The sequence below is a fragment of the Mesorhizobium escarrei genome (assembly GCF_935825525.1).
In the GTDB taxonomy this organism is placed as follows: domain Bacteria; phylum Pseudomonadota; class Alphaproteobacteria; order Rhizobiales; family Rhizobiaceae; genus Mesorhizobium; species Mesorhizobium escarrei.
On sequence record NZ_CAKXZT010000146.1, the window covers coordinates 1 to 18,152 of the forward strand.

The window sequence follows — 18,152 nt, forward strand, 5'->3', positions numbered from 1 at the left end:
GTTGACCCGGTGTCAGACACCCCATCCACCCCATCCACGGCCGCGCCGTCTGGGGAAGTTGACCCAATCGATGTGTCAGACACCCCACCCACCCCATCCGAGCCCGAGACTAAGCCTGTGTCTGGCAATGCGTCCGGACCTGGTCAGGCTCCCATCGGCCAACCCGACTACGGCTCTTACGAGGAGATCGACGGCGATGGTGCCGCAAACAGGATCGTCGGAACCTCGGCTGCCGAGTTGATCGATGGCCAGTCCGGTAGGGATACGCTCTTTGGTGGGGATGGCAACGATATCCTTGAGGGCGGCAATGGGCGTGACCGATTGACGGGGGGGGGCGGCAACGACTTCCATGAAGGCGGCAGCGGTGCCGATGTCTTTGTATTCCATGAAGCCAACTGGGGTACGGATGTGATACTGGACTGGCAGGCTGGGATCGATAGACTCGATCTGCGCGAGACTGGTCTGGAATTTGACGACCTGGAGTTTGTCCCCACCGACATCGATGGCGATAGCGCCAGGGACGACGTGTTCGCAGTCAGCGACCATGGTAATATCGGCATGCTTGATATTCATGCCGTGGACATTCATAACTCCTCTTTCATGGTGTGACAGATTGGCCAGCGCGGACTCCGTTCGCGCTGGCTTTCCTTGTCCAATGTAGGACGACACTGCAAGCGTCCGGTGAGTCCTACCGGGCCTCACCGGACGCATACGACACTGCTGGCTCATCCTTCGAGTAGCTGGCGGTTTCTCCTGGATAACGACCCAACGTCTAGCTTATGTTATTAGGATATCCGTAGCGATAACCGCTACGCTTTCCGCCGTCGCGGCTTGATCGTATAATTCCATTCAGGATGGAACGCGTCGCCGGTGATGTCGAGGCTCGCCATCTCGGCATCCGAGACCTTGACGCCCTTCTCGTAGGTCCGCGTATCGAGCGCGCACTCGACTTTGAGCCCGGTCTTGGTCGTCGTCGCGCCGATCAGTTCGACCACGGCGAGGCGGTCCGATCAACGGACGGTCGCGCCAGTTCTGCGTGACGTGGCAGAACAGCTGGTGCTCTATTCTGTTCCATTTCGACGTGCCCGGCGGATAGTGATGGACGCGGAGCGTGAGCCCGCTCTCGTCGGCGAGCGTCTGGAGCTCGCGCTTCCACAGCCGCACGCGCACCCTGTTCGATCCGCAGCAGTCGGCCGTGATCGCAACTCGTGGGCACTCGGATAGCGCCCACGCCCCATGCGCTCGCGCCACGTGCGGATCGATTGGACTGCAAGCTCCGCCGCGTCGGCGGTGACCCCGACGCTGACCCAGCCCTCGTTGGCGGCCACGTCGTAGACCCCGTAGGGTGCCACCTTGCCAAGGGTCTTGTCCTCGAAGTCGTGCAGCTTCACGCGCTGCGGATCGCGCTGCGGACGATAATCGGTTCCGCCATTCTTGAAGTTGCCGACCAGCTCCTTCTTCTTCGTGTCGACCAGACGACGGGCTGGCCGGCGGCCTGCGCGGCGACGACTTTCGCGTTGATGCATTCGAACTGCGCGTTGCGGTCGGGATGCTTCGAGCCTTCATCCGCCTTGCGGTTGGACCTTGAGGCCGCGCCCGATCGTCGAGCGGGCGAGCCCGGTGATCGCCGAGATCGCCGCCAGCCCGCCCAGGCCCGCCGCGCGCGCCTCGCTCGCGGCGAACACCCGCCGGCCCCGCTCGTCCCGCTTCGAGCCGTCCGCCGCCCACCGCTGCTCATTTCCGCGCCGGTCGATCATGCCGCCTTGGGTAACGCGCACCGCTATAACAGGGAATCGCATCTCCCTGAGTCACATCGCCGCAGGCGCGCGCCAGCCGACCCGATTCAGTTATCGTTGCAGATGTCCTTAAAGGTTTGCGGCCCTCGCCACAAGCGCTAGGCTAGTCGCGTTACCGCCCCCCTTTGTCTGCCAAGGCAGGTTGCCGAGCGGGATAAAAGAAAGCCCCGCCGTCTCGCCTTTGATGCGGCTGGCGGCGACGGCTGGGCCTCCAATCATCGTTCCGTCAGGGGTCAATGGTTTGCAGTCAGGGTAGAAGTCGTGGAGCAGAATTAGACCGCCCGGGTTCAACATCTGAAGGGCAGCGCTTATCTCGCAATAGACCGCCAGCGCGGAATGGTCGCCGTCAAGAAAGATAAGATCGTATCGCTCCGGACCTTTGAGCATTTCGGCGGCTGACAGCACAACGAATTTGGCAGACAGACCAAGGCGGTTGATAAGGTCGCTGGGGGGCGCTGATACACCATAGGCTTTCCATGCGCCCAGAGCCCCGTTGACATCGGTAATATCTGCCGTCGTCAGCTTCCCGCCAAACCTGCGCGCTGCAGCTGCGATATAGAGTGTCGAGGCCCCAACGTGCGTTCCGATTTCGAGAATGTTATGCGGTTTGAAACGAGCGATTAGATGATACAGCGCGCGGCGGTCGCCGGGGTTCACTCCGCCGGATATCTCGCCTGCACCGTAAGCCTCGGAAATCCTAGCGTGATCCTCGGCAAAGTCAGAAGCTATCCTCGAGTCATTCATCATAGCGGGAATGTCGATCTCGGATCGCGATCGCAAGTTGAGATTTGGGAACGGAAGCGGGGGCTGCACGCGAAGGTTACGCGCATTTACATAGTCGCGGACAACTTGCGGGACAAGCTCCTTGATGGCTGCCAACATGATCGTCACTCCTGTTGAATGGCGGACTTCGTGTCCATCACCGAACACTGGTCGCAGTTAGGATATCCGTAGCGATAACCGCTACGCTTTCGGCCGTCGCGGCTTGATCGTATAATTCCATTCAGGATGGAACGCGTCGCCGGTGATGTCGAGGCTCGCCATCTCGGCATCCGAGACCTTGACGCCCTTCTCGTAGGTCCGCGTATCGAGCGCGCACTCGACTTTGAGCCCGGTCTTGGTCGTCGTCGCGCCGATCAGTTCGACCACGGCGAGGCGGTCGATCAACGGACGGCCGCGCCAGTTCTGCGTGACGTGGCAGAACAGCTGGTGCTCTATTCTGTTCCATTTCGACGTGCCCGGCGGATAATGATGGACGCGGAGCGTGAGCCCGCTCTCGTCGGCGAGCGTCTGGAGATCGCGCTTCCACAGCCGCACGCGCACCCTGTTCGATCCGCCGCAGTCGGCCGTGATCGTCAACTCGTGGGCACTCGGATAGCGCCCACGCCCCATGCGCTCGCGCCACGTGCGGATCGATTGGACTGCAAACTCCGCCGTGTTGGCGGTGACCCCGACGCTGACCCAGCCCTCGTTGGCGGCCACGTCGTAGACCCCGTAGGGTGGCATCCCGAACGCAACGCGCAGTTCGAATACATCAACGCGAAAGTCGTCGCCGCGCAGGCCGCCGGCCAGCCCGTCGTCTCGGTCGACACGAAGAAGAAGGAGCTGGTCGGCAACTTCAAGAATCGCGGAACCGATTATCGCGTCCGAAGCGCGATCCGCAGCGCGTGAAGGTGCACGACTTCGAGGACAAGACCCTTGGCAAGGTGGCATGCGTGGGAGCGCGGCGCTCATGCTGGCTGCCCGATGGCCGACAGCAGCTTGCCCGCTTCGACCGACACATCGAACTCGCGCTCGACGGTGCGGCGAGCCATGACCGCCATCTCGCGCGCCGAGGCCGGGTCGGCGATCAGGCGCTCGATGCACTGGGCCAGTTCCTTCGCATCGCCCGGTTCGGCCAGCAGGCCGGAGGAGCCGTGTTCGACCAGTTCGGGGATGCCCGACACCCGGGTGGACACCACCGGCAGGCCCACGGCCATCGCTTCCATCAGGGCCACCGGAATGCCGTCGCGGGCGCCGCGCGCGGTGACGACCGACGGCAGCGCGAACACCCCCGCGCGGGCGAGGTAAGCCATGACCTCCTCCTGCTTGAGGGCGCCGAGCAGGGTCACCCGGTCCGACAGGCCGGCCGCATCGATGCGCGACTGCAGCGCGAGGCGCAGCGGCCCTTCGCCGATCACATCGCATTGGAACGGGACCTTGCGGCGAGCGAGGAGTTCGCAGGCGTCGACGAGGTGGCGGAAGCCCTTGATCTCGTGGAGCCGTCCCACCGCCAGGATCAGCCCCGGCTGGCGCCCGGCGGGTGCGAACTTGAAATCGGCCAGTCGCACGCCGCAATGGACGATGCGCATGCACTGCAACGCGAGGGGCGACACCTTGTCGGCGAGGTAGCGGCGGTTGAACTCGGAGATGGTCACGCCGAACGCGGCCGTGCGCATCTTGTCGGCCAGCAGGTGGTCTTCGAGGAAGATGTCGTGGGCGTGCGCTGTGAAGCTGTACGGCTTGCCGAGCCGGCGCGACGCGAGCATGGCCGAGGTGGACGGGTACGTGGCCCAGTGCGCGTGCAGGTGGTCGGGCGCGAGGCCCCGCAGCGTTGGCAGCAACGCCAGCGTGCGCCACCACACCACCAGCGTCTTCCCCAGCGCCATGGGGTGCCGCCACAGGCCGCGCACCATGCCGGCCAGCGCGGAGAGCTCGCGCCACGGATGCCGCAGGCAGGCGCCGAGTGCCTGCGCCACGGCACGCACGCCGCGCAACGGGTACACGACCCGGTCGAGCAGCGCCGCCGCGTCGGACTGCACCATCTTTTCCACCGGGTGTTTCAGCGACACGATGTGGACGTCCACGCCTAGCCGGATCAGTTCGTCGATCTCGCGGACGATGAAAGTTTCCGACCAGCAGGGAAACAGCGACGTGAAGTAGAGGACTTTTATCATGGGGCGGGCCGGGCCCACGGCTGGCGTTGGGGGCGTGTCAAGTCGCCCAGTTTCTGACCCAGCATATTCAATCCTTATACGCCGTTGATTTTTCTACTGAACGCCGAAATATTCGAGGTACCAATCGACAAATTTTTTAACTCCAAGCGTCACAGGTGTGTCAGGCTTGTAGCCAACTGCGTGAACAAGGCCCGAGACGTCGGCATAGGTGTCTGGCACGTCGCCAGGCTGCAACGGCAGCAGTTCTATAGCCGCATTCCTGCCAAGCGCCTCCTCCAGGGCCTCCACATATGCCGTTAGCTTTACGCGATTGTTGTTGCCTATGTTGAAGATGCGCCAGGGTGCACTGCTGGTTGCAGGGTCCGGATCAGCTGAGTTCCAGTCCGCATTCGGAGCTGCAGGCTGGTCGCTTGCACGAATAACGCCCTCAGCAATGTCTTCGACGTAGGTGAAGTCGCGTGTATGATTGCCGTTGTTGAACAATTTGATGGGCTCCCCGGCAAGGATACTTTTGGTGAACAGGAAAAGCGCCATGTCCGGGCGGCTCCAAGGACCATAGACGGTGAAGAAGCGAAGGCCGGTGGTGGGCAAGCCGAACAGGTGACTGTAGCTGTGTGCCATCAGCTCGTTCGCACGCTTTGTCGCCGCGTAGAACTGCAGCGGATGGTCGGCAGGGCGATGCTCGGAAAAAGGCATGTTGGTATTCGCCCCATAAACGCTTGAGGTGCTTGCATATGTCAGATGAGCCACACGACTGGCGCGACACGCCTCAAGTATGTTGGTGTAGGCGATGATGTTGCTTTCCACGTAGGCATGTGGGTTCTCCAGGCTGTAGCGAATCCCAGCCTGGGCAGCGAGATGGATCACGCGATCAAATGCATGAGCAGCAAAGCAGGCATCCACCACGCCCTTTTCAGCCAGATTGCCGCGGATGAAATGAAAGCCAGAATTGGTTCTGCGGTTCGCTTCGTCCAGCAGCCGCAATCTCGCTTCCTTGATTTCAGGGTCGTAGTAGCTGTTGACGCTGTCTATTCCGACCACCTCATCACCGCGCTCCAGCAAACGCTTCGATACGTGATAGCCAATAAACCCAGCGGCGCCGGTCACCAGAACTTTCATCAGAAGCGTCCATCCGTGATTTCTTTGGGAAACAAGCCCTTGATGTCGTAAATGACACCCGGGGTCTTGCGAAGCGCTTGTAGACCGGCAGCCCCCAGCGCGTGAAATTGCCTGTGTCCCACCGCCACAATCACGCCGTCATAAGCCTCCGTGGGATTGTCCTTCACACTGAGCACGCCGAGTTCTCGAGCACATTCCTGCTGATCGACCCAAGGGTCCCAGAGGTCAACCTGGGCGTTATATTCCTTCAACTGTACAACAAGGTCGGCGACCTTGGAATTTCGCAAATCCGGGCAGTTTTCCTTGAAGGCTGCGCCCATGACAAGAACTCGGCTGCCAACGACCGGTATTCCTTTGCGCATCATCAAGCGAACTGTCTGGTCCGCTGCATGTTTTCCCATGCCGTCGTTGATTCGACGGCCAGCGAGTATGACTTCTGGATGGTAACCGAGTTCTTGCGCCTTATGGGTGAGATAGTAGGGATCTACGCCAATACAGTGCCCGCCGACGAGGCCGGGTGTGAACCGCAAAAAGTTCCACTTCGTGCCGGCGGCTCGCAGGACCTCTGACGTGTCTATGCCAAGCTTGCCGAAGATCAGCGAGAGCTCGTTCATCAGAGCAATGTTGAGATCTCTTTGTGTGTTCTCGATCACCTTCGCCGCCTCTGCAACAGCAATGCTGCTCGTCTGATGCGTGCCCGCAGGTACAATCGACGCATATAACGCATCAATGGCGTTGGCGGCCTCTGGGGTTGATCCGCTGGTGACCTTCACAATTGTCTGCAGCCGATGCTCGTGGTCGCCCGGATTGATGCGCTCGGGGCTATATCCCAAAAAGAAGTCTACATTGTAGCGCAGGCCAGAGTGTTTCTCGATAAGCGGTGCACACACCTCTTCGGTACAACCAGGATAAACAGTCGACTCAAAGATGACGACTGCCCCACGAGAGATGACCTCGCCAACCGTCGTAGATGCACTAACCAACGGTCTGAGATCCGGGCGGTTGGCTCTGTCGATCGGCGTGGGAACTGTTACAATGAAAATTCCGCAGTCGCGCAGGTCATCTTTGTTCGTCGTAAATTTAAGCCGCGACGCCAACCTGATTTCTTCACGACTAGCTTCAAGCGTATGGTCTTCTCCACGCCTGAGGGAATCTACCCTCGCCTGGCTAATATCGAATCCGACCACATCCCTCGTCGCAGCAAAGGCTATTGCCAACGGCAGTCCAACGTAACCTAGTCCGATGATGGCAATTTTCCTGGACTCTAAGTTCATTCTGTCTCCTGCCTACGTTTGTGGAACCGGTAATTACATGCGCGATCCAACTGGCTAGGAATCGGACGCACCTGGGGTTGCAGTTATCAGTCCAAAATAATGAGATCGCAGGAACGGAATGCCAGCCAGGAGCGGATAGATGATGGGTGCCGTACGACCCAGGCCATTAGCCAAAGGAGGAAGCAGGGAAATCGACTTGAGTTGTATGACAGTACCTGGAAACAGACGGCTAATTCGCCTTCTGGTCATTGCTCGAACCGAGCGATTCCTGGGACTTGGATAACGGAGATCGTACCACAAGATTGCTCCCGATTTCTTGAGCACTCGGAGCATCTCGGACGCGATGTTTTCTGCCATTTTGCTGTCGGTCACTGACGAGAAAATGATGAAAGCGATTACTATGTCAAAAGCATTATCTGGGAAGCTCAGGTGCTCGGCATTTGACTGAATCAAGTTGAAGGTCGGATAGCGTTTGCGTGCGATTTCAATGTGAGCGGCCAGGAGATCCACCCCGAAAAGATTCTCGGGCTGCACGCCACGATCATTGAACCAGCCGAGTTGGTTGCCGTAGCCGCATCCAACGTCCAGAATCCGGCATTGGCTGAGAGGAGGCCCGGACCAAACGTTGATCAAGGTTTCGATTGCATCGCTCCGCTCCTTGGCGCACTGCTGACGGCCGGGGCTATCGTGCCTCCATCGTCCGGCCCGCAGGTATGCGATATAGGTTTCTTGAAGCCGTTTAACTTCATCGCCGGTCACTGAAGTCTCTCCTGGGACTCTCGGCTCGCTTCGACGAGGTCGTTGGCAGCTGGCAACCGTTCCCCAAATTCCAAACGCGCATGGCAATCACCTCCCCGACCACCAAGGCCCGACAGAATCGATCCAAGTTGCCGCCTGTGAAACTCCAACGATTCCGGGTTTTGCGTCCAGCTCCTCCAGGAGGCTCCAACAGTTCGTGCGATCTGCGCACCGATCTCGCCGCAACCCTTTCGCTTGAGGATCTCGATGAATTCGTAGTCCTCGACTCCGTCGCGCAGCCATTTAAGCCTCATTGAGGGTACCACGCCCTCTACCCCGACGGGCTGCCCCGGGTAAAGAAGCATACCCTCTCCTGGGTAATCATTACCTCCCGTCCGATAAGTCTGCACGTCCTTCCAAGGATCGTTTGTCCAGAGATCGACGCGCCAATACAACAACCCTGTCAAATTGAGGCTCTGATTGATGAAGCCGGGCTGGATACGATAGTTGATCGGCGAAAAGTCTATCTGCCACTTGGGAGAATATTCGTCCTGAACGAGCGCGTTGTATGACCAAACCTCATCACCCTTGGCCAGGACCTCAGCAATCCGCTCCGGTGCGCTCTCATACATTGTGGGAAGAAGCACCCAGATATCGATCGCAGAACGCCCGCTTCCGGTGTCATCGTCAAAAAGCTCGGGGGTAGGCGTCATCGTAACAAGATTGTCGATACCTGCCTCATGCAGGACGCGTGCCCAAGCTTTCATAGTTTCATAGGTGCTGCTGCAGCGGTCGATTTCGTCGGCTGTGTAGTTGAAGAGATGGAGAGCGGGATGGTGTTGAGCTGCCGCCTGTTGCACCTCTTCGAGCGATGGCGGCGGCGCCATCGCGCATTGAGCGTTGCTGGCATCGCTCCACAGGCCGAGATTGATGGATTTTAGTCCGAACCTGTCGACGAAGGAGGCTTGGTTTTGAACGTGCACTTCACGCGGCATTAGTTTGTGCTTGAGTAACTCCGCCTGAGCCTGCGGAGTATTCGCATCCCAGATAACGAAAACTGAGTTCAACGAGGGGGTAAGCGGGAGTGTGAAGTTCCACACATGAAGCACAACCTCGCCGACAGCATTGCCCTGATCACTTGACACCATCACGGTGCCGCTATAGCGGCCGGGTGGCGTATCGGGTGGAACGAGTATGTCGATCCAGATGGGCTGGTTACGGCGCGAAGGCACGAAAAAGGGAGTTGCAGGTCGGGAAACCCCGTCTGCCGCTAGAGTGTTTCCCTCGGCATTCAGCGGTATTAGTGCATCAGCGTACCATCCCGGGCCGAGTGGTCGGTTTGACCCTTTCAGGTCGGGACTGGACCGCGCCACATGGACGTAGTGTTCGCGATAAAGCCTCACATTCTTTGCAGCGATACTGGCCCGGTCGCCTTTTTTGACCAGATCCTGGACCTGAATCGTCACGTTGGTGAGGCCGATGCCCGGCGCACGGATTCCAACCTGGAACGACTCGGTTTCACCACGAGCTGCATAAAGCTCGATCGCCAGCTGATCGCCGGGGGCAGCGTTATGGCTGATTCGTTCCAAACTGGGCGCGAGCCATATGGCCGGTTCTCTCTGCACAGCACCGGAAGGCAGCAGGAAGTAGAAGATGCTCAGCACGAGCAAGAGGGCTAGCGTCGCGGGGCGACGCCAGCGCCAGCTACCGGCTTTTCGGAAGCCGTGCAAGGCGAGTCCGCAAAGTGAACCGCATCCATAGCTCAGGTGCACCGCCACCAGCACCGCGGGAAAGAGGAGCAGATGCATGCCGGGCGCTGTGCAAGCGGCCAGTAAGGTAGCGGACAGCAAAACAATTCCATAAAGCAACAGCATACCTGCTGCGGGGAGCAGCGCGGGCGGCCAAAATAGAGAAACCGCTAACGGGATTGACAGGCTTGCTACCAGTGCGAGCGGAGCGAGATGTCGGAGCCGCAAAGCGCGCCAATTCTCGAGCAAGGCGAGGGCGCCGCCGAGCCCGTTGCCAAAATATTGCTTGCAAAGCGCAGGCAGGGATCGCCGTGGCTGATAGAAAGCTCGGATTTCCGGCGAAAGATAGAGACCATAGCCGAGCCGCCGTATTCTTTCGTTGAAGTCGTTGTCCGAAGCACGCCAAAGATCTTCTCGTAGTTGGCCGATTTGGTCTACGATGTACTTCCAATAGCAGCCATTCCAGACCGTGTCGGCCCATCCTGCCGCTTTTTCTCTGCGGAACTTGGCTACTCCGATCCCGAAGGGACTTTTATGTGCCGCCACGATCGCACCACCAACCATCGATCGTGAAGGTAATGGACGCGCGATTGCTCCTACCCCTCCCGCACCCGTCGCCAGCAGTGCCGAGACGCTTTGCCGGACGACGTCGGGTTCATAGCGGGCATGGGCGTCAAGACGCAGTACGATATCGGTCCGCATGCGAGGAAGCACCAAATTGACTGCAGCGGCTGAGCTACGACGCGGGTTCTCGATGACGCGCCATCGTGGGTCGGCTCGCTGCATCTCTTGCAGCATCTCGAGTGTTCCGTCAGTTGACCGCCCGTCAACGAACCAGATTTCGGCAATCGCAGGATAGTCCTGACTGAAAACGTCGGAAGCGAGTGTCTCGAGATGCGCGATCTCGTTGTAGATCGGGATAACGATGCCAACGGTAGGCTGCTCGGAAATCCGCGCTCCCGGGTAGTCGGCGAGCGCCGACCGGTATTCAGGCGATTTTTGAGAAGGCTTCAGCATGAAGAGCTCCAAATCATCCGTTCGCGATTGGCTTCCAAGGTGTTGTCGACCATCAGCGTGCGCCCATTGCTGCGCAAGCGCTCCCGCAATTCCGGGCGGCATACCACTTGCTCGATCGCAGCGGCCAGCGCAGTGACATTGCCTGGCGGAACAAGCATGGCCGTTTCATTGTCTCTCAGGAAAAGCGGAATTCCTCCCACGGCGGTCGCGATCGTGGGTAGACCAATGCAAAGCGACTCATTGATGACCTGCGGAAAGCCCTCCGTGAAGGATGGGAGCACGAGCGCTCCAGCTTGCCGGTAAAGTTCGAACAAAGCCGGCCCGTAAGGCACGAAACCGCGGAATGTGACACTATCGCGGAGGTCGAGAGCCGTTGATCGAGCCTTGAGCTCCGGCTCCAGCGGACCTGTCCCAACGATATCGAGGTGGCACGACACCCCGCGCTGCTTAAGCTGCGCGAGTGCTTCGAGAAGCACGTGATGTCCCTTTTCGGGAGCCAGCCGGCCAACGCAGATCAAACGCCTTGGATTGGGCCCGGAATGCATTTCTGAAAAGGTCCTGAGCTGCGCGTCCCTCATCAGACAGGGCATATGCTCGTGCACATGGTTGCTGAAGCGGCGGTACTCCCGAGCAAGGTCTCGGCCTACAGCGAACACTGTTCGGTTACGTGCACGCCGCTTGAAATGCCAATCAAGCGCTTTTGCGGCCGCCATGGCAGCAAGGCGTTTCAAACCCCGATGCGTGCCCATTTGCTGGAGCAGGTTCTGGCGAACCACGAGGCTCACCGGCACACCGAGGGCAATGCACTGCTTCGCGATCATCTGCCCGATCGGATTTGGACCGCCAATCAGGATCGCATCCCAACTCCGCGCCTGCTCGGAAATTCGGCGGCGTATCTCCAGGAACGTACGAGGGCTGAGGCGCCAGAGCTGATACAGGTTCGGATAGTAGGGGAGCGGGCATAGCCTGATCGCCGGGTGGTCGAGCAAATAGGGCGCGCGCCCGGCTTGCCTTGCCTCGCGCCCGATGAAGATGATCTCGTCGACGGACTCGATGAAACTAGCCGGAGAAAGGATGTAAGGCTCATCCGTCGAGAGAGTGTCGCCCTCGCGCCAGAAAACCTGATCGACGAAGATTGCGAGTCGCATGGCCGATCCACTCCTTTGTATCGGCGTCGTCGTTCCCCGCCGCGCATAACGTCCAGAGTTGGCCTGACACCGATTTCGGCTGGAACTTCCGCTCGATCCAGGCGCGCGCAAGGGCGCCGATCTCGCGCCGCATGCCGGGGTCCGTCCCGAGGCTAAGAACATGGCGCGAAAGCTCGTCCGGTTCGGGTTCGGCTATAATCCCGGTCACGCCGTTCTGGATCAGGTCGGCCACGCCGTTCACTCGCGTGGCTATGCAGGGCACTCCCGCGGCCATGGCCTCCAGCACAACATTGGACATGCCTTCATAGTCGGAAGTCAGCAGGAAAATGTCGGAGGCGCACATGAGTTCTCGGGCATCAGGCACGCTGCCGAGAAATCGGACTGTGTCGTCGAGTCCGAGGCGCGCCACTTGGCTCCTCAACTCGTCGAGGCAGCCGAACTCCTGTCCGGCAATCACGGCCTGCACCGTGCAGTGCCGACCTACTCGTGCGATCGTATCGATGAAGCGGTCGAAGCGCTTCTGAGGCGCTAGTCGGCCTACCCCAAGCACCAACACTGCGTCATCGCGCAGATCAAGGCGCCGACGCCACACGGCACGCCACTGTGCTATCTGATCAGATGGGAAAATCTCGACCGCGTTGGGCACATAGACAACAGACTTTTTTGAGCTAACGCGGTGCGCGAGTTGCTCCTGTGTCTCGCGCGAATTGCAAACCACGGTAGAGATGCCGGCCACGCTCATCCAAGACCATAAGCCGCGCAATTCTGTCGGCAGATCAGCAAACAACGCGTTGCGGAACGATCCGATGCTTCGGATGCCCAGCCCCGTCAAAGCGAGCGCGAAGACATTGGTATAGGACGACCACGAGAAGAGGCATCGCGTTTTCCGTGCGACGCATGCCGCACGCAATTGCCGCATCTTATCCATTCGGCCGCCCTTCAGCAACACCACAGGAATACCGAGCTTGCGGATCGGAGCTTCCCAGAACCCGAGCTCGCCGGATACGTAGACCGTGGGGGTCCAGCGGCTAAAATCACAATGCGAGAGAAAATGATAGAGTTGCCGCTCTGTTCCGCCTTGCCCAAGCTGTGGGACGACCACGGCGATCGCCTCCGGTTGCGTCGCTTGCATCGGACCGCGTGCCGCGCGCATTAGTCAAACTCGCTTTTGAAGGCGTCTTCCGCACTTGGGATGTTCGGGCCCTGTTTTTGGCGCGTCTGGATCGCAGCTGACTGTTCCGCAGGCTGTTCCGCAGTTTGGCGGCTTCGCGACGCCTTATCTATTTCCCCGATCGCCGCCACACGGCCCGGCATCTGGTTGGAAGGGAGCAAGACTTCAACGACGTCGCCGGGCAACAGCTCGGTATGCTCGTCTGCCGGGAGGCGGCGCCAATCCTGCTCGATTTTGCGCATGATCGTGATCACGGGCTGCGCAGCCGTTCCAGGCATTTCAGAGGGTGAAGTGGCCCCGCCAAGGCGAAGCTTCTCGCTGGCGGCCCTCAATCGCAACTCCGCTCCGGCTAGTCTCTCGCTCGTCTCTCTAATGTCCTGGAGGAGTCCGATCCGACGCAAGTTCATCGTCCTGTTGAGAGTCCGGGCTGAGTCCTCCCGTCCTCGCTGGATCTCCATCATGTTCACAGTTGTCTGAAGCCGGCGCGTGGAAGACAGGAGTACCGCGCGGCGCGCCTCCGAGACACGCGTAGTTGGTACGTTGCCGGCCTCGAATAGCTCGGTAAGCTTTTCAAGCTCTTCTGCATCAGACTGTGCTCCGCTTTCTTCCTTCTCTTTCTGTTGAGCGAGAATTGCAATCTGCCCGTCCGCTTGCTCCATTGCGGCATGAATAGAGGCGATTTCCTGATCGTGGTTTTCTCGTGCGATTTTCAGCAAATTCAGTTCAGACTGAACGAGGTTTGCGAGATCGGCAGCGGGAATCGGCAGGGTTGCCGGAATATTCTCTTCGAAGGAGTCCGCATCGTTCAGTTCGGCTTGCAGCCGTAACAGGTGCACGGTTTCTCTGGCATATTCCAATGCGTGAAGATTGTAATCTTCGCGGAAATCCACCATTCGGGTAGGATCAAGCATGGCATGGCTTGCTCGTATGGTGCTGTAGCCCCCGGAAAGGGCCACGGCCTGGCGGACCGCCATAAGAGGCCGGAACGCATATTGGCCCGGCGTCAGGACGTCGCCATCGACGTAGATCGGTCGGTATTCGACAACGGTTGCGGCGATATCAGTCGGGAGAACCAGAACGGTATATTCGCGGCCCTCGGAAGTCCTTTCCCGGAAGAGTCGTGTCGGCAGGGCGGCAGCAATTTTGTTCCGCATTTCTGCGGCCGTCAAACCTCCGATTTCGATAGTCCCAAGCGTCGGCAGAGATATCGTTCCATCGAACTGGATGGTGACGCGGTGATGCCACTCCGGCAATCCCGCGATGGTGACTTCTATCGCGTCGCCTGGCGCAAGCTTGTATCCCGTTGCGGCTGCATTGCACACGAGCGTGAACAGGAGTGGAATCCAGCCAACGCTTAGCATTCGGCGCCATTTGCCTGATCTTGCTGCTTTCATGACATCCCCGACGCGTTTGCTCGTGAACCGGTTGGCTCGCAACTATGTGGCTAAGTAGAACTCGATCTATCCAGACTTTCCAGACTAACGGAAGGTCGAGGCGCCGTGCCTCCCTGTCCGGCAGGCTGAATCACGGCTTTCATTCGAGCGTTCTGTTCGAATTGGCTAATAGTAGCAGCAAGGTTCGCAGGGTCTTCATTCGATTGCACGACAGAGGAAGGGATTGACCCTGAAGATCTTGATCCCGCTCCTCAAAATCGCATTTCTCTTCTGTCCGCCGACACCATTTGAATGCATGAAGACGCTCGTCATCGGGCTCCTTAGGAATTGATTATCGGTTTGCTCCAGACGGCGCGGCATCGGAGGCCAAGCATGCCATCGACATTTCCGCAAGTTGCCCTGACGAAATAGAAGGCCGCAAGTATGGAACTTATGGAACGCGTTAAAGTACCAGGCGGGAGATACTCCCGAATAGACGTTCCGGCGCCTTCGGATTCGCGACGTGATCCTGGAGTCCCATCTTCCAAACTCACCGACATCGTGAGGCGGCACAAGGGCTTAATAGGCGCCATGGCGGGGTTCGGTACTTTCGTGACTGTCATTGCCGCCTTGGCAGTCCCGCCATCTTACACAGCAACGGCTCAGCTCATGATCGACCCTGGCTCGCGCGATGCGCGCTCAAGGCATTCGACTATTTTCGAGACGGTCGATCCGACCGTGATCGACACGGCAATCGCTATTCTAACTGCCCAAGATCATTTCCGGTCGGTTCAGGCCAGCCTGTACGATCACCCCGTCTTTCGGTCGGCAACGCCAGCCGAATCCTCGGTACTGAGGAATTCCATCGAAGGACTACGGGCAGGGCTCCGGGCGTTCATTGGCTCGATCAAAAACATCTTTTCCATACCGGATCCAGAGGCTGAAGGTGATGCACGGCCAGGTGTTCCCACCATCGGGGAACTCAGAGCCGGCTTAACGGTCAACCAAGAGCGCCGCTCCCGCATCATTTCCGTGAGCTACACCGACAAGAGTCCTGAAAAAGCCGCAGCCATAGTGAACCAATTCGTCGACCTTCACGTCAATGAGCTGCGTGATCGGAACCGACGGCAGGCCGAACTTTCCTTGGCTTGGCTGGACCAGCGGCTAGTGGAGGTCAAATCCGAGGTTCAGCAAGCGGAAGAGAGGGTGCAATCGTTCCGCATTGTCCACGGCTTGAGCAATATCGAGGCCGACGCAGAACTGATCGCGCAAACGAGGCGGCAGCTTGCACGTGCGAAATCCGAAGCAATGGTAGGAGAGGCTGCTGTCGATACGCCTCGTGGTAACGAAGCCGTAGGGAAGGGGGGCGGCGAGAATGGCGAGCCGGCTCCAGAACCAGGCCCAGTGAGCGACCTGGAGAATGAGCTTCCGCAGGCGCGGTTGAACAACGAGGCCGAAATTATTCGCTCACAAGCGTCGATGATGGAGCAATATCTGGAGTCACTACAGAGCGATGCCGCCGGCCGTCTCGCTTCCGAAGCTGAACTTCGCTTTCTTGAGCGCCAAGGCGCTGCCGCGGCGAAACATTACGACGATCTTCTTCAACGCAAGCAAGATATAGCCGAGGATCAGGATCGCTCGACGGTGGCGACGCAGGTCCTCGCATCTGCCCGAGTGCCGACGCGCCCAAGCTCGATCAATCCGATCCTCTTTATACCAGCCGGCCTGATCGCCTTCTCGGCTTTCGGAGGGGCTATCGCGGTTGTTCTCGAGCGCATGGACCGCACCCTGCGAAGCGAACGTGACATAGTTGACGCCCTCGGCGTCTCCTGCATCGGCCTCGTCCCGAATATTCCGTGGATTTACCGCCGCCAGAGCCCCCGCTATTTGTTCGATGGAGTTTCATCAGCATACGGTCAGGCTATCTATTCGATCATGGCCGCAACCCTCCAGCCTGCTGGTCCGCGTGCTGAGCCAATGGTCATTCTCGTGACGTCCAGCGTGCCTGGCGAGGGCAAGACGACGCTTGCGACAAGTTTCGCAGCGTGCGCGGCGCGTCTTGGACGCCGGGCCCTCCTGGTCGACGGCGACCTAAAGGATCCGGACACTGCAGCTGCATTCGAAATGGTCGCACACGAGAATGCAGGCCACGCGCTCCCGCCGGAAGATACGAGCGCTGGGCCGATTGGCCGGATCCCAGATCTGGATTGCGACTATCTTCCGGTACGCCGGACAGGTACTGACCAACCTTCGCTTGTTGTGGCTCAGAAAATCGTGGATATCTGTCAACGGCTGCGCGGAAGCTATGATTGCGTCATCATTGACGGCCTGCCGACTTTCGCAGCGGAAACCCGCCTCCTTTCCGCCGTAGCCGACAAGGTGATCTTCGCGGTGCGATGGGGAAGTACCAGACGCGAGGTCGCCGGCAATGCCCTCCAGCAGTTGCGACACACCAATCGGTTCGACAGCCTAGCCAATGTTCATGCGGTGCTGACGCGTGTCCATCTGCGAAAGCATGCACAGTATCGACTTGGGGACATGGGTGAATTCCTCCAGAAGCACCGAAAACATTATTCACGCTCCGGCCTTTGGAGTTAACCCGAAACGATCAGCACACAATGCTTTTTCGCCAAACAGTGGGAGCTGAAATTTGCGGTGGTGCTTTGTTTCTCCTGGATGCACATCGACTCAGGTCCTCGCCGGCGATACCCGCTCATCGGGCGGTGCTGAAGCACAGATAGCTCATCTTGCCGCGGCTCTTGTGGGTATGGGCCACGAGGTAGGCCTCATATATGGCGACGGGCAAACGCAGTCTGTCAGCCAGATTTCGGGGGTCATGTGCATCGCAGCCGCACCGGCGTGGCGATTCCCTGCAAGTCTCCCAGCATTCTGGCGAGCCATGGACACGTTGCGCCCGGAGGTTCTCTATGCGCGCCTTCCAACTGATTTTCTTTGGCTCATGGGCCTTTTTGCCAGATCCCGTCGGGATACCCGCTTCATATATGCCCTGGCCAGCGATCTTCATTGCACGCCCTGGACCGCTTACGATCACAAGAAATGGTTTCACGCTCCGCTCTTCAGCCTTGGCATGCGAAGTACCGATGTGATTGCGGTTCAGCACCACCAGCAATCGGCCACCCTCAATCCGCATTTGCGAGAGCGCTCGGCACACGTGCCGAATCTGGTGCGCTCGGTCTGCGAACATCCTCGCGCCTACGACACGACCACCATTGATGCGATCTGGATAGGGAAGATTCGCAGTATCAAACAGCTTCATCTCTTTCTGGATTTGGCGGAAGCTATGCCCAGCCTGCGCTTCGCAGTGGTCGGTGGCTTCGATCCCACCGAAAGCAGCATGCTACAGGAGGCGCTCGTACAGCGGATCCGCAAACTTAAGAACCTGACCTTCTACGGCCCGAAGCCCGACGACGAGGTCATTTCCCTGCTTTCGAAAGCCAAAGCTCTAGTAAATACATCCCGCGCCGAAGGTTTTCCAAACACTATGCTTGAGGCTTGGAGTGTTGGGGTTCCGGTCGTGTCACTCTCGGTGGATCCCGGAGAAGTGATCGAGCAGCAGGGGATTGGCTTCGTCAGCCGAACCGTGACTCAGTTGGTCCAAGATGTGGATAGGATCGTTCGAACGAAGTCGCTCAATCAGCGGTGCGGAGAACTCGCGCTTTCCTATGTTCGTCGGCAGCATAGCCTCGAGGCAGTGTGCCAGGCTCTGGAAAGGGCTCTTCCCGGAGTGCAGTTAGGCCGGGCGCCCGACCAGGAACGTCGCGACCCCATCTATGGATCGCAGCTGAATCGGATTCGAAGGCAGGAGTGACGA

Annotated in this window: 12 protein-coding genes and 3 pseudogenes; 4 read left to right on the forward strand and 11 right to left on the reverse strand. The window is 59.1% G+C overall.

The genetic code is table 11. The features are described 5' to 3' along the window. A partial coding sequence (locus tag NMG80_RS24870) for a M10 family metallopeptidase C-terminal domain-containing protein (RefSeq protein ID WP_436798677.1) occupies positions 1 to 609 on the forward strand: 609 nt, incomplete at its 5' end. Positions 610 to 809: 200 nt separating this feature from the next. Here the strand turns inward: NMG80_RS24870 and NMG80_RS24875 are convergent. The 3 genes and pseudogenes from NMG80_RS24875 to NMG80_RS24885 form a co-directional block, all read right to left on the reverse strand. Beyond that, positions 810 to 1,757, reverse strand: a pseudogene (locus NMG80_RS24875) (ISAzo13 family transposase). A gap of 108 nt (positions 1,758 to 1,865) precedes the next feature. Then, positions 1,866 to 2,678, reverse strand: coding sequence for an O-methyltransferase (locus tag NMG80_RS24880; RefSeq protein WP_254020554.1), 813 nt, complete (start codon positions 2,676 to 2,678; stop codon positions 1,866 to 1,868). Positions 2,679 to 2,759: 81 nt separating this feature from the next. Beyond that, a pseudogene (locus NMG80_RS24885) lies at positions 2,760 to 3,296 on the reverse strand (ISAzo13 family transposase); the annotation flags it as partial. A 3-nt stretch (positions 3,297 to 3,299) separates the two neighbouring features. Here NMG80_RS24885 and NMG80_RS24890 point away from each other — a divergent pair. Further along, a pseudogene (locus tag NMG80_RS24890) lies at positions 3,300 to 3,502 on the forward strand (ISAzo13-like element transposase-related protein); the annotation flags it as partial. A 24-nt stretch (positions 3,503 to 3,526) separates the two neighbouring features. Here NMG80_RS24890 and NMG80_RS24895 read toward each other — a convergent pair. The 8 genes from NMG80_RS24895 to NMG80_RS24930 form a co-directional block, all read right to left on the reverse strand. Beyond that, positions 3,527 to 4,732: a glycosyltransferase gene (locus NMG80_RS24895; RefSeq protein ID WP_254020555.1), complete on the reverse strand. Its 1,206-nt coding sequence runs from the start codon at positions 4,730 to 4,732 to the stop codon at positions 3,527 to 3,529. Between the two features lie 93 nt (positions 4,733 to 4,825). Next, the gene (locus tag NMG80_RS24900; RefSeq protein WP_254020556.1) at positions 4,826 to 5,851 is read right to left on the reverse strand and encodes an NAD-dependent epimerase; all 1,026 of its coding nucleotides are present in this window, start codon (positions 5,849 to 5,851) and stop codon (positions 4,826 to 4,828) included. Beyond that, positions 5,851 to 7,125, reverse strand: coding sequence for a nucleotide sugar dehydrogenase (locus tag NMG80_RS24905; protein ID WP_254020557.1), 1,275 nt, complete (start codon positions 7,123 to 7,125; stop codon positions 5,851 to 5,853). Before NMG80_RS24905 ends, NMG80_RS24900 begins: the two co-directional genes overlap by 1 nt. A 54-nt stretch (positions 7,126 to 7,179) precedes the next feature. Then, complete coding sequence (locus tag NMG80_RS24910) at positions 7,180 to 7,884, reverse strand: class I SAM-dependent methyltransferase (RefSeq protein WP_254020558.1); 705 nt, start codon at positions 7,882 to 7,884, stop codon at positions 7,180 to 7,182. Beyond that, positions 7,881 to 10,628 carry a glycosyltransferase gene (locus NMG80_RS24915; RefSeq protein WP_254020559.1) on the reverse strand — a complete coding sequence of 916 codons (2,748 nt, stop codon included), beginning with the start codon at positions 10,626 to 10,628 and terminating at the stop codon, positions 7,881 to 7,883. The genes NMG80_RS24910 and NMG80_RS24915 overlap by 4 nt, the downstream gene beginning before the upstream one ends. Then, positions 10,622 to 11,617 carry a glycosyltransferase gene (locus tag NMG80_RS24920; protein WP_254020560.1) on the reverse strand — a complete coding sequence of 332 codons (996 nt, stop codon included), beginning with the start codon at positions 11,615 to 11,617 and terminating at the stop codon, positions 10,622 to 10,624. The genes NMG80_RS24915 and NMG80_RS24920 overlap by 7 nt, the downstream gene beginning before the upstream one ends. 94 nt (positions 11,618 to 11,711) lie before the next feature. Continuing rightward, positions 11,712 to 12,929, reverse strand: a complete 1,218-nt coding sequence (locus NMG80_RS24925) for a glycosyltransferase (protein WP_254020561.1) — start codon at positions 12,927 to 12,929, stop codon at positions 11,712 to 11,714. After that, on the reverse strand, positions 12,929 to 14,341 hold the full coding sequence (locus NMG80_RS24930; RefSeq protein ID WP_254020562.1) for a polysaccharide biosynthesis/export family protein: 1,413 nt from the start codon (positions 14,339 to 14,341) through the stop codon (positions 12,929 to 12,931). The genes NMG80_RS24925 and NMG80_RS24930 overlap by 1 nt, the downstream gene beginning before the upstream one ends. 648 nt (positions 14,342 to 14,989) lie before the next feature. On the opposite strand from NMG80_RS24930, the gene NMG80_RS24935 reads away from it, so the two are divergent. Then, positions 14,990 to 16,918 (forward strand): GumC family protein, encoded by a 1,929-nt coding sequence (locus tag NMG80_RS24935; RefSeq protein WP_254020563.1) that lies wholly within the window; start codon positions 14,990 to 14,992, stop codon positions 16,916 to 16,918. A gap of 52 nt (positions 16,919 to 16,970) precedes the next feature. Next, positions 16,971 to 18,149 (forward strand): glycosyltransferase family 4 protein, encoded by a 1,179-nt coding sequence (locus NMG80_RS24940; protein ID WP_367186007.1) that lies wholly within the window; start codon positions 16,971 to 16,973, stop codon positions 18,147 to 18,149. Positions 18,150 to 18,152: the final 3 nt, after the last annotated feature.

Coding starts and splice junctions, on each gene's coding strand:
- NMG80_RS24880 (WP_254020554.1), bottom strand. CDS start 2,678: ATGTTGGCAGCCATCAAGGAGCTTGTCCCGCAAGTTGTCCGCGACTAT.
- NMG80_RS24895 (WP_254020555.1), bottom strand. CDS start 4,732: ATGATAAAAGTCCTCTACTTCACGTCGCTGTTTCCCTGCTGGTCGGAA.
- NMG80_RS24900 (WP_254020556.1), bottom strand. CDS start 5,851: ATGAAAGTTCTGGTGACCGGCGCCGCTGGGTTTATTGGCTATCACGTA.
- NMG80_RS24905 (WP_254020557.1), bottom strand. CDS start 7,125: ATGAACTTAGAGTCCAGGAAAATTGCCATCATCGGACTAGGTTACGTT.
- NMG80_RS24915 (WP_254020559.1), bottom strand. CDS start 10,628: ATGCTGAAGCCTTCTCAAAAATCGCCTGAATACCGGTCGGCGCTCGCC.
- NMG80_RS24925 (WP_254020561.1), bottom strand. CDS start 12,929: ATGCGCGCGGCACGCGGTCCGATGCAAGCGACGCAACCGGAGGCGATC.
- NMG80_RS24930 (WP_254020562.1), bottom strand. CDS start 14,341: ATGAAAGCAGCAAGATCAGGCAAATGGCGCCGAATGCTAAGCGTTGGC.
- NMG80_RS24935 (WP_254020563.1), top strand. CDS start 14,990: ATGATCGACCCTGGCTCGCGCGATGCGCGCTCAAGGCATTCGACTATT.